We start from the raw sequence: 15,275 nt of genomic DNA on the forward strand, positions 1-15,275 counted from the left end.
GGTATGAAATTAAACTATTATATCTATTCGCTTATAGCAAGTGTGATGCTAATATTCAGCGCTTGTTCCCCCGATGAATATGATCTGGGTGACAAAGGAGTGACATCTGATGATCTTGTGGAGGGTATTGCCTATACGATTACTCATGACTCGAAGAATCCGAACATTGTTTATTTGGAAAGTAAGTTAGGTGCCAATTACACTGCTTTGTGGGAGCATCCCCAAGGACGCAGCCAAGAACAGAAAGTGACACTAAAGATGCCTTTTGAAGGTACTTATACTGTGAAATTTGGTGTAGAGACACGGGGTGGTGTTATTTACGGTGAACCTACAACTTTTGATATCAGTACTTTTTGTGCGGACTTTGTAAACGATGAATTGTGGTCATTCCTTACCGGAGGTGTAGACAGTGAGAAAGTTTGGATATTTGACGATGGTTCCTATGGCTATGCGGCAGGTGAGATGACTTATGCTGACCCTTCAAAAACTACTGAATGGAATAATTGGGAAGCTAACTGGGATCCGGGCAAGGGACATACTGGTGATGATGCTATTTGGGCAAGTACAATGACCTTTGACTTGAAAGGTGGAGCTAATGTAAATGTACATTCCGAGTCGGTTTCAGGTACTACGGACAGTAAAGGAACCTTTATGCTGAACACAGAGAACCATACCATCACTTTCACAGATTGTGATTTACTACACACTCCTGGCTGGACTGATAGAAGTACAAACTGGAGAAAAGACCTGAAGATACTGGAACTGGATGAAAACCATCTGCGTGTGGCTGTCATGCGTGATAATAGTGAGGGTGCTTGGTGGTTGATATGGAACTTTGTCTCTAAAGAGTTTGCTGACAACTATGTACCCGAGGATCAGCCTGATCCGGAGCCCACATTGCCCGACGGATGGAAAGATGCTGTATCTCAAACAGTAAGTACCACTATTCAGTGGAATATGTCTGCTGATGTTCCTTTTGACTGGGCAAATCTGGATGGTAGTTTGATGAATAACTTTACAGCAGGCAATTATCCTGACTGGGCAACTCCAGTAGCAGACCTTGATAAACTCTCTCTAACTATGGATTCAAAGGCTATGACCTATGAATTCTCCATGCCCGACGGAACAACTGTAAGTGGTACATATACACTGGATGAAAAAGGTATTTATTCTTTTGAGAGCGGTGTGCCTTCTTATCATATCGGTGGTGGAGACATCATGTTCTTTGCCAATTCTGATAACCAGCTCCGTATTCTTCGCCTGGAGACTATGGCAGGAAATGTGACAAGTATGTGGTTGGGAGTACGTAATGGTGATAAGGAGGAATATGTTGCCTATCATTTTATTCCCAATGCAGCAGGAGGCTCTTCTACTCCCGAACCCAAGGCGGTGGTAGTAGATAACAGTAAGCTGGTGTTCGGACATCTCGAAGGAGAGAAGAATAACTTCCGTATTGAAATCTACAATGATTTTGGTAGTACTAAAAATGATAGTCCGGTAGACCTTTCTGCTCTGACGTTTGATTATTCTATGAAGCTGACTTTCAGTATCAGCGGATTGAGTGGAGATGCACTGACAAAAGAGTATAATGCAGGGTTGATGTACACTGCTCCTGGATGGTGGCCTTCTTACAGTGGTGAGTCCGATGTTAAAATTAAAGGAGATGGTACTTATACTATTACTTATAAGCCGGAAGCAGCCATTAATGGTGCAATCGTATTTGTGATTGATATCTTTGATATCTTCAGTGATATTGCCGAACCGGATGCTGTAAAGGTAACAATAGATAACTTGGAGATTTTGTAATCTCCTATGGTGGACGATGCTTTCGTGGCGTCTGTTGTAATAGGTATAAAAGGAAAGGCTACCCGTGAAGGGTGGCCTTTCCTTTTAAATGGAGGATTATTGATCAGTTCAATTTCTGAAAAACGGGTATATGCTTATTTCTCGTAGTCGAAATATTCAAAATCTGCGTACGCCTCTGATCCAGTCGAGCCGGAAGCTGCATATAGGCCCAGCGTGATTCCCGTAAAGTCACCTGGGGTTTCGGTACTGATATAGCAGGCATTCATGCGTCCCATCTCCTTGAAATTCTTTCCGTCCGTAGCATATTCAAAGGAATATATGTCTTTGTCGCCTTTTACACGGAGTTGCACTTTACCTTGAGGCAAAATCACCTCCTTTTCTATATGGGTCATTGCTCCGAGACGGTAGCGTAATACTACAGCTTGTTTCCCGTCTTCCTGCTGTTTGACGAAAAGGTCATAGTGTGCAGGTTTAAACATATAGACCGTCAATCCGGTTTCATCTCCTGCAGAGGCTTTCTGTAGCCGCATGGAAGTAGTAGCGGTAAAATCGATATGTTCTTGTCGGCGGCCGACGAAGATGGGGCTTTCCTTGCTGTTATCCAAATTGACGGGAGTCGCTTTCAGCTGTAACTTGCCGGATGAGAAAGTGTAGTGTTCCGGATGTGCACCCATTCGGCTCCTAATTTACCATCTTTGAATTCTGTGCGGGTAGGTTTTTCTGCAAACGTTTGTTGCGGCAGGGTGGGAACATCCATTTGCAGGGCAATGGTCCCGTCTCCATTCACTTCAGGCCAGGCGTTGGTGGCCCAGCGCACGGGAGCGAGGAAGGTTTCGCGTCCTAATAGATGGTGGGAACCCGTTTGTGGGCGGAATGCCAAGTAGACCATCCACCAGCTTCCGTCGGGAGCCTGAACAAGGTCAGCATGCCCGGTGCCTTGAATGGGGCTGTTCTGGGCGTTTTTGTTAATGTGTGTCAGAATCGGGTTGGTGGGGGTGCTTTCGTATGGGCCGTCTATCGTGCGGCTGCGGGCAATCGTCACCTTATGTCCATATTCCGTACCGCCTTCAGAAATCAGCAGATAGTACCAGCCGTCTTTCTTATAGATATGCGGACCCTCCGGACGGCGTCCTCCCGTACCGTTCCAGATGTGCTTGGATTTACTGAGCTGTTCGCCGGTCATCGGGTTGATTTCGCATAGAAAGATACCTATGTCGGGGTTGTTGACCAGATAACATTTACCGTCTTCGAAATAGAGGGAGGGGTCAATGCCACCTTGTTTCAGCCAGATAGGATCAGACCATTCACCAAGCGGGGCGGTGGTATGGACGATGAAGTTGCCTTTGTCCGATACATTGGTGGTAATCATGTAGAATGTTCCGTTGTTGTAGCGGATGGTTGGCGCATAGATACCTCCCTACTGTTGACCAAGTAGAAGTCATCGCCTACGCGGCAAACGCTTGAGTCGGGATGGTAGCCCGGAATAACCGGATTTTGATATCCCTGCTTGTCTTGTGAATTCCAGGATGGACAAACAGGCTAAGCCTGATGTCAGCTATTGATTACTTTCTGACCCTATTCGGTAACAAATCATACTGTTTGGCATAACATGCTGTTTGGCTATTTCTCACTTTTTCCGCTACTTTTGCTATTACTTTTAACCATTATTTAATACCTAAAAACAACATGAAGAATATTATTAAAAGATTCCAGATTAGCTTGGTGCTATTGGCACTTTTCCTCTCTTCTTTTGTGAGTGCGTGCTCCAGTGATGACGAAACAGTGACTCCGGAAATTACTATTCCTGAAAAAATTCTGATGAATGGAATGACTTTCTCCAAGGTCGGAGGAACAAGTACATTGAACATCAAATCGAATGTTGCGCTGGAAGTAACCAGCAGTGCGCCGGATTGGTGTAAAGTCACTGCCGAGAACTCCACATCGAGCACTATCCTTAAATATGCGGTTACAACTGAAGCCAATACGGAACCAAGTGACCGGGAAGCAAATGTGATGGTGAAGTCCGGAGGTGGTGAGGTTGGCCATTTTATTGTGAAACAGACGGCTGCGGATGGACTGGTAGTTGAGTCGACTACTTTCCCGGAAAAGGTACCGGCTGAAGGAGGCAATTATATTGTGACACTGATAACAAACGGTGATGTACAAGTGGCGGTCGATAGTGATTGGATAAAAGAGGTCAGTACACGTGCTGCAATGTCAGAAGCTGTTAAGAGTTTTATCGTTTCAGTTAATTATGGAACTGCTCGTTCGGGACTTATCACTTTGACTTTAGGAACTTTGACAGAGACGGTTGTTGTCAGTCAAATGGCCGGTCAACTGCCTGATGAGGGTATGGAAAGTGATGCAATGACATTGGCGGCAAAGATGTATGCAGGCTGGAATCTCGGAAATACGCTGGAAGCTATTGGAGGTGAAACTGCATGGGGAAACCCGAAGGTTACGGCGGAACTTATCAAGAGTGTGAAAGAGCTTGGTTTCAATGCGGTACGCATACCTTGTTCCTGGGATCAGTATATAGAAGACGGAGGGACATACAAGGTAAAAGATGAATGGCTGAACCGTGTTTATGAAGTGGTAGGCTATTGTGTATCCAATGATATGTATGCCATTGTAAATATCCACTGGGATGGCGGTTGGCTTGAAAACAATTGTACTGCCGACAAGCAGGAAGCTAATAACAAGAAGCAAAAAGCTTTATGGACTCAGATAGCGAATAAATTAAATGTTTATGATGAGCATTTGCTTTTTGCCGGATGTAACGAACCCAATGTGGAAAATACTGCCCAAATGGCTGTATTGAAATCTTATGAGCAGACTTTTATTGATGCTGTGCGTGCTACGGGAGGTAACAATGCTGTGCGCAATCTTATTGTACAAGGACCGTCTACAGATATCGGCAAGACCGACAATCTCTTTGGCGACATGCCTACTGATGTGGTGAAGGACCGTCTAATGGTCGAGGTACATTACTATACCCCTTGGACATTCTGTGGTTTGGAGAAGGATGAAGATTGGGGGAGGATGGCCTACTTTTGGGGAGACTATAAAGTCGAAGGTTCCAACCGTAATGCTACTTTTGGTGATATGACTGAGATGAGTGGATTATTTGCTAAAATGAAATCTCAGTTTGTGGACAAAGGAATTCCCGTTATCCTTGGCGAGTATGGTGCAATGGTGCGTACTGGACTTGGAGAAAATCAAGAGGCTCATAATAAATCTCGCGAACAATTTAATGAGGTAGTAACTCGTGAAGCGAAAAATCATGGTATGGTTCCGTTTTTTTGGGATGGTGGTACGTTCGCTATGATTAAGCGTGCTGATGGAACGATAGGTGATAAATATACCTATGATGGCATTATGAGAGGTGCTAAAGAGGGTAAGTATCCATTTTGATAGAATATAGAACAGTTTTCTAAGTTTCATATAGATAGTTTTTATTAGGTTACAAAATTGTTAATATAGTTTTTTTTTGATTGGTTATGGAGAAGTCTGTCCGTGAGGAATGTACTTCTCCTTCTTTTTTCTGCCCATGAAACAAATGAGGGGGATAAAATGATAAAAAAAGACGGGCTTTTCTTGTTTTTTTATCGGCTTTTTGCTTCATTTGCAATAAAATATGTGTTCCTTATCTCCGATAGAATGAAAAGATTGCTATTACTTGTCTTATGGGTTTGGGTAGCTTGCTTCACTGCCGCTTCGCACAACTACATGTTTAAACATTTGGAAGTAAAAGACGGGCTTTCCAATAACCAGGTTAATGCCATTTATAAAGATTCACATGGATTCATGTGGTTTGGCACAGCTTCCGGGCTGAACCGTTATGACGGCTATGATACCAGGATATACCGCAGCCTGAAGGATGACGGCAATTCGCTGCCGGATAGTTATATTGAGGACATTCAGGAAGATGCTACTGGAAATTTGTGGGTACGTACAGGAGCGGGATATGCCATTTATAACTCTGTATCCGATATTTTCGACCGCAATGTGGAGGGCTGGATGTGGCATATTGGGATAAGTGGGAATCCTTCCACTGTGTATATTGATAGCGAAAAGATTTTCTGGATTTATGTGGCGGGTAAAGGTATTTACTGTTATAAGCCGGGACAAGAGAATGCGGTGATGGTGGCTGGTACTGATACCTTGTTGACAGAGATGAACATAACAGACATGACGGAATGTAGTGAGGGAATCTTGTTGGCTTTCGGCAATGGAGTTCTGGCTTGTCTGGATAGGGAGAAGTTGAATGTAAAATGGACTTTCGACGGTATTGCCAGTCAATGGGGGAAAAATCAATCAGAAACTTTCACTTTGTTCGTTGACAGTCATGAACGTGTCTGGATGTATAGCGTTGAAGGAATGTGGGTTTACCATCTGCCGAAGAAAAGCTGGGAGGTGCGTTCTGTCAGGAGCGATCGCTCTAACATGGTACGGGCCATTTCGCAGGATAAGTATGGAAACATTTGGATTGGTAGAGACCAGGATGGAATTGAAGTGATAGGTCTGGATGGAGAGAGCGTGCGATTGATGAATGACCCTAATAATGAGCGTACGATTTCCAACAATACGGTGACTGTTCTCTATGAAGATAATGTTGGTACCATGTGGGTGGGCACTTATAAGAAAGGTGTTTCATTTTACAATGAAAGTAGCTTCAAGTTTGGCATTGTCGATTTGGGTGACATTAATTGTGTGGAGGACGGACAAGGGGATATTGTGTGGTTGGGGACCAATGACCGTGGACTGGTGCGCTGGAATATGGTGACGGATGAACGGAAAACCTTTTCGCATACGGCAGATCCCCGTTCCATTTCAAGCGATGTGATTGTCTGTCTTCTTCAGGGTCGTGACGGCCGGTTGTGGGCAGGAACTTTTTGGGGCGGACTGAATTGTTATGACGGTAATCGCTTTATCCATTACCGTGCCAACAAGGATGACAAGAACTCACTGGCTTATGACAATGTATGGGCACTGGCCGAAGACGCTGACCGGAATATCTGGGTGGGGACTTTGGGGCAGGGATTGCAATGCCTGGACCCTAAAACGGGAATTTTTACAACCTATTCTACTGGGAATTCCAATCTGGTGTCGGATTATATCTCATCCCTTTGTGTAGGGCGCAACAATACATTATATATTGGAACTGCAGCAGGCATAGCTGTCATGGATTTGTCCACCAGGAAAATTGCGAACTTTACCGGTACAAAGTCCGGTAAGACCACTCTCTCAAATTTGGTCATCAATCAGGTGTATGAAGACAGTAGAGGACTGCTTTGGCTGGCTACACGCGAGGGACTTAATGTATACGATCCGCAACGGGATGAAATACATGAAGTCCCCATAAAATCCGATTTCTCGAAACTACTGATATTAGGTATCACGGAAGATGATAATAAAGGAATGTGGGTCAGTACGGGAGGGGAGCTGATAAATGTGGTTCTGCTGTCGGACAATAAGACGGGACAGATTTCTTTTCGTTGTTATACTTATAACGATAAGGACGGGTTGCAGACTTGTGATTTTAATCAGCGTTCTCTTAAACGCCTGCATACGGGTGAAATCGTAGTAGGAGGACTGTATGGACTGAACCGTTTCAGACCTGATAACATAAAGTACAACCGTACACTACCTAAAGTAATGTTTACCGGATTTCAACTGTTCAATGAGGATGTAAAGGTGAACGAAGAGTATGCAGGCCATGTGATATTGAAGGAGGCGCTGAATGAAACGAAGGAAGTGGTGCTGACTTATAAGCAGAACGTATTTACGGTGTTTTTCGCTTCGGACAATTATGTGTTACCGGAAAAGACGAGGTATCTTTATAAGTTGGAGGGATTCAATGAGGACTGGTTGACGAGCATGTCCGATATGCACCGTGTGACCTATACGAATCTGGCTCCCGGTACGTATGAGCTGAAAGTAAAGGCTACGAATAGCGACGGATATGCAGGTACTGAAGAGGCTTGCTTGAAGATAGTGATTCTTCCGCCTTTTTGGATGACTCCATGGGCATACACTTGTTATGTGCTGTTATTGCTCGGTAGTTTGTTTCTGGCTTTCTATACGGTGCAGCGTAGGGAGCGTAACAAATTCAAGATACGCCAGATGGAGCGGGATGCCAAAAAGAACGAGGAAGTTAACCAGATGAAATTCCGTTTCTTCACGAATGTCAGCCATGAATTGCGCACTCCGTTGACGCTGATTATCTCGCCGTTGGAGAGTATGATGAAGGAGACGGCAGATGAAAAATGGCAAGACAAACTGGGTATGATTCACCGCAATGCATTGCGTCTGCTGAATTTGGTGAACCAGCTGCTTGATTTCCGTAAGAATGAGATGGCGGGTTTGCACCTTACTCTTTCCGAAGGAGACATTGTGGCGTATGTACGTAATATCTGTAGCTCTTTTCTGATGCTTTCGGAAAAAAAACATGTGCACCTTACTTTCTTTTCGGCGGTGGAATGGCTGAATATGTCCTTTGACGAAGACAAGGTGGGCAAGATTGTGATGAACCTTCTGTCCAATGCCTTTAAGTTTACTCCTAATGGCGGGAGGGTGGATGTTTCGTTGGAAGTGCTGAAGGGCTCTCCGGAAACTCTGGAAATCAAAGTATCCGATACGGGGATAGGAGTCAAGGATGAAGACAAGGAAAGGATATTCGAACGGTTCTATCAAGCGGAGCACGAAGGGGAGGATAATCATTCCACCGGAAGCGGTATCGGGCTAAGCTTGGTGCGTGACTTTGTGACGCTCCATGGTGGTGCTGTGCGTGTGTTCGACAATGTGGGTTCGGGCAGCGTATTTGTAGTGGATATTCCTATCAAGCATTCGGTGGTGAATGTTGCTACGCCTTTGTCGGAAGAAGCGGCCGAAGAAGATGCGGTTGCGCTGGAAGTGATTGGGGGGACAAATCGGGAAAAGGAAGAATCGGCCGGAGAAAAGAAGAAGCCCTTGGTGCTTATTGTGGATGATAACGAAGATTTTGTTGCCTTCATGAAAGACAGCTTGAGTCTGTATTTCTCCATTCAAGTAGCTGCCAACGGACAAGAAGCATGGAATGTCATCCCGGAGCTGAAGCCCGACCTTATTGTCAGTGACTTGATGATGCCCGTAATGGATGGCAACGAACTTTGCCGCAGGGTAAAGACGGACAAGCATACGGAGAATATACCTTTTGTGTTGCTGACTGCCAAACAGTCGGTAGAGAATAAAGTAGAGGGCTTGACTATCGGTGCGGATGATTATGTGACGAAGCCGTTTAATATGGAAGTGCTGATATTGCGTATGCGAAAGCTGATAGACCTTAGCGGTAAGAATAGGCTGCGTACAAAGATTGACCCCGAACCAAGTGAAATAGCCATTACTTCGTTGGATGAAAAGCTGGTGGAAAATGCTATCAAATATGTGGAAGCGAATATTGCACGTAGTGATTTGTCCGTAGAGGAGCTGAGCCATGAGTTGGGTATGAGCCGGGTACATCTTTACAAGAAACTCTTGCAGATAACCGGTAAGACACCCATTGAATTTATCCGTGTCATCCGTCTGAAAAGAGCGGCGCAGATGCTGCGCGAGAGTCAGCAAAATGTATCGGAGATAGCGTATCAGTTGGGCTTTAACAACCCCAAGTATTTCAGCAAATATTTCAAGGATGAATTCGGTGTTTTGCCCTCTGTTTATCAGGAAAGAGAGGGTAAATAACAAAAGATACCCCTTACGGAAACATATTGTCTTTTAGGGTAATCAAAAGCGCCCTTGTGTTTCAACATCGGGGGGACCCGTTTTTGAAGGAAACTTTCTATTTTTACATCGGAGAAAATTCACTTTAAAAACAGTAATATGAAATTGAAAAACACTTCAGTTTATTTGCTTGCCGGATGGATGCTCGCCGCATGTTCCGGAGGCGGATTCCAAAAGACCGAGAACGGTGTTGTTGTGGAAGTCAAGCAGCAGCAACCGACGGATGTGCGTAAAGTAAGATTAGAAGTAATGGGCGAGAAGCTCATTCATGTATCGGCTACTCCTGAGAAGGAATTTTCAAAGGAGCAGAGTCTCATTGTGATCCCTCAACAGAATAAGACCGACTTTAAGGTCGAAGAGCAGGGCGATGAAGTGACTGTCAAGACATCGGAATTATGTGTCATTGTGTCCAAGACAACGGGTGAGGTACGCTTCACGGATGCCGACGGCAAGCAGATTCTGGCTGAAGACTCTGACGGGCGGACCTTTACTCCGGTGGAAGTGGAAGGTACGAAAGGATATACAGTACGTCAAGTATTCCAGTCGGCAGGCAATGATGAGGCTTTCTATGGCTTGGGCCAGCACCAGGCGGATGAGTTCAACTATAAAGGTAAGAATGAGGAACTGTTCCAGTATAATACAAAGGTGTCTGTACCCTTCATTGTGTCTAATAAGAACTACGGTGTGCTTTGGGACAGCTATTCGCTCTGCCGTTTCGGTGACCCGCGCGATTACTCACAGCTGGGTGATGTCTTCAAACTTTATGATAAAGAGGGCAAGGAAGGTGCTTTGACCGGTACATATATTCCGGGCAAGAAAGACGTGGAAACCCTTGTACGTCGTGAGGATTCTCTTTATTTTGAACATCTGGACCGTGCCGCACATCTGAGTAAGGTGATTAATTTGCCTGAGGAGTTCCCGTTCGGAGGGTCCGACGTAGTTTATGAGGGAGAAATAGAACCGGCAGAAAGCGGCTTGTTCCGCTTCATCCTTTACTATGCAGGCTACATGAAAGTATATATTGATAATGAGTTGGTGGTTCCCGAACGTTGGCGTACGGCTTGGAATCCTAATAGCTATAAGTTTGCTGTCAATCTGGAAGCGGGCAAGCGCGTTCCGTTGAAGATAGAATGGAAGCCTGACGCCGGAATTTCTTACTGCGGTCTGCGGGCATTGAGTCCGGTGGCTGATGAAGAACAGAACAAACTCTCCTGGTGGGGTGAAATGCAGAATGAAATAGACTACTATTTCGTTTATGGTGATGATATGGACGATGTGATTAGCGGCTACCGTACATTGACAGGTAAATCCCAGATTATGCCGAAATGGGCGATGGGTTACTGGCAGAGCCGTGAGAAGTACAATACGCGTGAGGAGGTTCTCTCCACCTTGAAGGAATTCCGTGAACGTCAGATTCCTATCGACAATATCGTAATCGACTGGCTGCACTGGAAGCAGGATTCTTGGGGAAGCCATGAGTTCGACCCCGAACGTTTCCCCGATCCGAAAGGAATGGTCGACTCCATCCACGCCATGAATGGACGTTTGATGATTTCCGTATGGCCCAAGTTCTATGCTACGACCGAACACTTCAAGGAATTTGACGAAAAAGGCTGGATATACCAGCAGGCTATTAAAGACAGTATTAAAGACTGGGTAGGTCCCGGCTATCTGGGCTCTTTCTATGACGCATACGATGCCGATGCACGCAAGCTCTTCTGGAAGCAGATGCAAGACCATTACTATCCTCTCGGCATAGATGCCTGGTGGATGGATGCCAGCGAACCGAACATACGCGACTGTACGGATTTGCAATACCGCAAGGACCTTTGCGGTCCGACAGCACTCGGCCCCTCTGCCAAGTTCTTCAATGCATACGCGCTGATGAATGCCGAAGCTATCTATGACGGACAGCGCGGCGTGGAACCGGATAAACGCGTCTTCTTGTTAACACGTTCCGGCTTTGCAGGATTGCAACGCTATTCTACTGCCACCTGGAGTGGTGACATCGCTACCCGTTGGGAAGATATGAAAGCACAAATCTCTGCCGGCCTAAACTTTGCTGTCAGCGGTATCCCTTATTGGACTATGGACATCGGCGGATTCTGTGTAGAGAACCGTTATGTGGCTGGTCAGATGGAATTCAACAAGACTGGACGTGAAAATGCTGATTATAAGGAATGGAGAGAGTTGAATACCCGTTGGTATCAGTTCGGCGCTTTCTGCCCGTTGTTCCGTGCACACGGCCAGTATCCGTACCGTGAGGTTTGGAATATCGCTCCGGCAGGACATCCGTGCTACAACTCCATCGTTTATTATACGAAGTTGCGTTACAACATGATGCCGTATATCTATTCTTTGGCAGGTATGACTTATTTCAATGATTATACCATCATGCGTCCGCTCGTAATGGACTTCACAGCTGATGCAAACGTCAACAATATAGGTGACCAGTTCATGTTCGGTTCTGCCCTGATGGTGGCTCCGGTTTACGAATACGGTGCACGCAACCGCGAGGTTTATTTCCCGGCAAGCTGCGGTTGGTATGACTTCTACTCCGGCAAGTATGTGGACGGTGGCCAGAAGCTGACAGTGGATGCTCCTTATGAACGTATTCCGCTCTACGTTTGCGAAGGTGCCATTGTACCTTATGGTCCGGATATGCAATACAGTGATGAAAAACCGGCTTCGGAAATCACACTCTATGTCTATACGGGTAAGGACGGTGCATTTACACTCTATGAAGATGAAGGTGTGAACTATAATTACGAGAAGGGACAATATGCCACTATACCCTTTGCTTATAACGATGCTGAAGGTACACTGGTTATCGGTGACCGTACGGGTGACTTCCCTGGTATGCTGAAGGAACGTACTTTCAATGTAGTGAAGGTAAGCAAAGATCAGCCGCAACCGTTCGATTTAAAGGCGAAAGGCACAACAGTGAAGTATGCCGGAAAAGCGCAAACTATAAAATTATAATCAGAATGATAGACGACGGTGCCAGGGAGAGAAATCTTCCGGGTGCCGGTCTCGTTGTTCCCCGGTGCCAGAAACTTCCCTGCTTCTGAATAGCTGTAAGAGAGGAATAGGCACTCGATAATCTTTTAGATATTTATTACCATGAATAAAATCATATTGTCTTTGGCCATCGGGCTGTCCCTGCTGGTTGGTTGCAATGCTCCTAAAGAGGTAGCTGGCGATGACCGTAGCTTGGATTTTACTGCCGACTGGGCCTTTCGCTTGGGAGACGATACAGCGGCATCCCGTTCAGATTATAATGACGCAGACTGGCGGAAACTGAACTTGCCCCACGATTGGGCTGTTGAAGGAGAGTTCAGTCGGGACAATCCGTCAGGAACAGGGGGAGGTGCTCTGCCTGGTGGTATAGGTTGGTATCGTAAGACTTTTATTGCCGATAAGGTCGATGAGGGCAAGCGCTATCGCATAGATTTCGATGGTGTCTATATGAACTCCACCGTTTATATTAATGGGCATGAACTGGGAACACGCCCCTATGGATACATCTCGTTTAGTTATGATTTGACTCCTTATATTAAATGGGGGGAGAAGAATGTGATTGCTGTAAGAGTGGACAATGCCGAACAACCCAATTCACGTTGGTATTCCGGTTGCGGTATCTACCGTAATGTGTGGTTGACGAAACTGAATCCGGTGCATGTGGCACAGTGGGGTACCTACGTGACGGCAGAAGAAGTGTCGAAGAACAGTGCCCGGTTGAAGATACGTACCAGTTTACAGTACGATGTAGAGACGCAGACGGAAGATTCCGTGCAGCAGGCCGACGGTACATATGTTGTGTTCGATTCGGAAATTATTCCTCTGATTGATGTCGTCCTGCAAACCCGGTTAGTGGATGCCGACGGTCATGTGGTAGGTGAGGCTGTGTCGGAAGCTCAGCTGATGCCTGTCGCTCCGGCAGAAATGGAGCAGGAAATAGAATTGAAGAATCCTAATCTCTGGAGTATTGATGCACCTTATATGTATAAGGTAGAAAGCATCCTCAAGAATAAAGAGACCGGCGAGGTACTCGACCGTTATTATACTCCTACCGGCATCCGTACTTTCCGCTTCGATGCACAAAAAGGATTTATCCTGAATGGTGAACAAGTGAAGATAAACGGTGTCTGCATGCATCATGACCTGGGTTGCCTGGGAGCTGCGGTGAATACGCGCGCCATCGAACGCCAGTTGGAGATTCTGAAAGAAATGGGTTGCAACGGAATCCGTTGTTCCCATAACCCTCCTGCACCGGAGCTGCTCGACTTTTGCGACCGTATGGGCTTCATCGTGATGGACGAGACTTTCGACATGTGGCGCAAGAAAAAGACCCGCCACGACTATTCACGCTATTTCAACGAATGGCACGAACGTGATTTGACTGACCTTATCCTGCGTGACCGCAATCATCCTTCCATCTTCATGTGGAGTATCGGCAACGAAGTGCTGGAGCAGTGGACGGATGCCAAAGCCGACACCTTGAGTCTGGCAGAGGCCAACCTGGTCTTGAACTTCGGCCATAGTGCGGATATGCTGGCAAAGGACGGAGAAATGTCCGTCAACTCACTGCTGACAAAGAAACTGGCGGATATGGTGAGAAAGCTCGATGCCACGCGCCCCGTGACGGCAGGCTGCAACGAGCCGAATCCGAACAATCATTTGTTCCGTTCCGGTGCGCTTGATATTATCGGCTTCAATTACCATGACGACTGGTTTGCAGGTGTTCCCGAGAACTTCCCCGGTAAGCCGTTCATCGTAACGGAAAGTGTTTCCGGCCTAATGACACGCGGTTACTACCGGATGCCGAGTGATTCGATGTTCATCTGGCCCGAACGTTGGGACAATCCTTTCTATGATGCCTCGTTCTCTTGCTCCTCCTACGACAACTGTCATGTTCCTTGGGGCAACCGTCACGAAGGTACTATGCGCCATGTAAAGAACAACGACTTTATCAGTGGACAATACGTCTGGACGGGCTTCGATTATATCGGTGAGCCTACTCCTTACGGTTGGCCGGCACGTAGCTCTTACTTTGGCATTATCGACTTGGCTGGCTTCCCGAAGGACGTCTACTATATGTATCAGTCCGAGTGGCGTCCGGACAAGGCGGTGTTGCATCTTTTCCCACATTGGAATTGGACGGAGGGACAAGACATAGATTTGTGGGCATATTATAACAATGCCGACGAAGTGGAGCTTTTCGTGAATGGAAAGTCGCAGGGTGTGCGCAACAAGGGAAAAGACGATTTCCACGTCATGTGGCGCGTGAAGTATGAGCCGGGTACGGTAAAGGCTGTTTCCCGCAAGGAAGGAAAGACTGTGGCCGAGCAGGAAATCCGGACAGCGGGTGAACCTGCACAGATTCGTCTCAGCCCTGACCGCAGTACCATTCAGGCAGATGGCAAAGACTTGAGTTTCATTACGGTTGAGATTCTGGACAAAGATGGAAATTTGTGTCCGAATGCCGAAAACGATGTGACCTTTGCCGTAGAAGGTGCCGGCTTCATAGCCGGAGTGGACAACGGAAGCCCTATTTCTATGGAGAAGTTCAAGGACAACCACCGCAAGGCTTTCTACGGGAAGTGCCTGGTGGTACTGCAGAACAACGGTGAACCGGGTGGTGTCAAGGTGACGGCTACGGCTGATGGACTGGAGAAGGCGACGACAACGATTAAAATTAAATGATAATT

The 15,275-nt window shown here is 46.3% G+C and carries 5 protein-coding genes and 1 pseudogene; 5 read left to right on the forward strand and 1 reads right to left on the reverse strand.

Features of this window, described 5'->3' with window-relative positions:
- Positions 1-3: 3 nt before the first annotated feature.
- Entirely contained in the window at positions 4-1,806 is a 1,803-nt protein-coding gene (locus JXR92_RS05530; protein WP_138345655.1) for a hypothetical protein, read from the forward strand.
- Positions 1,807-1,940: 134 nt separating this feature from the next.
- Here JXR92_RS05530 and JXR92_RS05535 read toward each other — a convergent pair.
- Positions 1,941-3,291 (reverse strand): annotated as a pseudogene (locus JXR92_RS05535) (glycoside hydrolase family 43 protein).
- 201 nt (positions 3,292-3,492) lie between these two features.
- Here JXR92_RS05535 and JXR92_RS05540 point away from each other — a divergent pair.
- From JXR92_RS05540 to JXR92_RS05555, 4 genes are all read left to right on the forward strand, one after another.
- Positions 3,493-5,220, forward strand: coding sequence for a cellulase family glycosylhydrolase (locus tag JXR92_RS05540; RefSeq protein ID WP_138345653.1), 1,728 nt, complete (start codon positions 3,493-3,495; stop codon positions 5,218-5,220).
- A 246-nt stretch (positions 5,221-5,466) separates the two neighbouring features.
- Positions 5,467-9,525, forward strand: coding sequence for a hybrid sensor histidine kinase/response regulator transcription factor (locus JXR92_RS05545; RefSeq protein WP_117599962.1), 4,059 nt, complete (start codon positions 5,467-5,469; stop codon positions 9,523-9,525).
- A 138-nt stretch (positions 9,526-9,663) separates the two neighbouring features.
- A complete protein-coding gene (locus JXR92_RS05550; RefSeq protein WP_138345651.1) occupies positions 9,664-12,546 on the forward strand; it encodes a TIM-barrel domain-containing protein in 2,883 nt (960 codons plus the stop codon).
- 141 nt (positions 12,547-12,687) lie between these two features.
- Positions 12,688-15,270, forward strand: coding sequence for a glycoside hydrolase family 2 TIM barrel-domain containing protein (locus tag JXR92_RS05555; protein WP_138345649.1), 2,583 nt, complete (start codon positions 12,688-12,690; stop codon positions 15,268-15,270).
- Positions 15,271-15,275: the final 5 nt, after the last annotated feature.

Origin of the sequence: Bacteroides parvus, assembly GCF_017309675.2 — a bacterium.
Lineage (GTDB): Bacteria > Bacteroidota > Bacteroidia > Bacteroidales > Bacteroidaceae > Bacteroides > Bacteroides uniformis.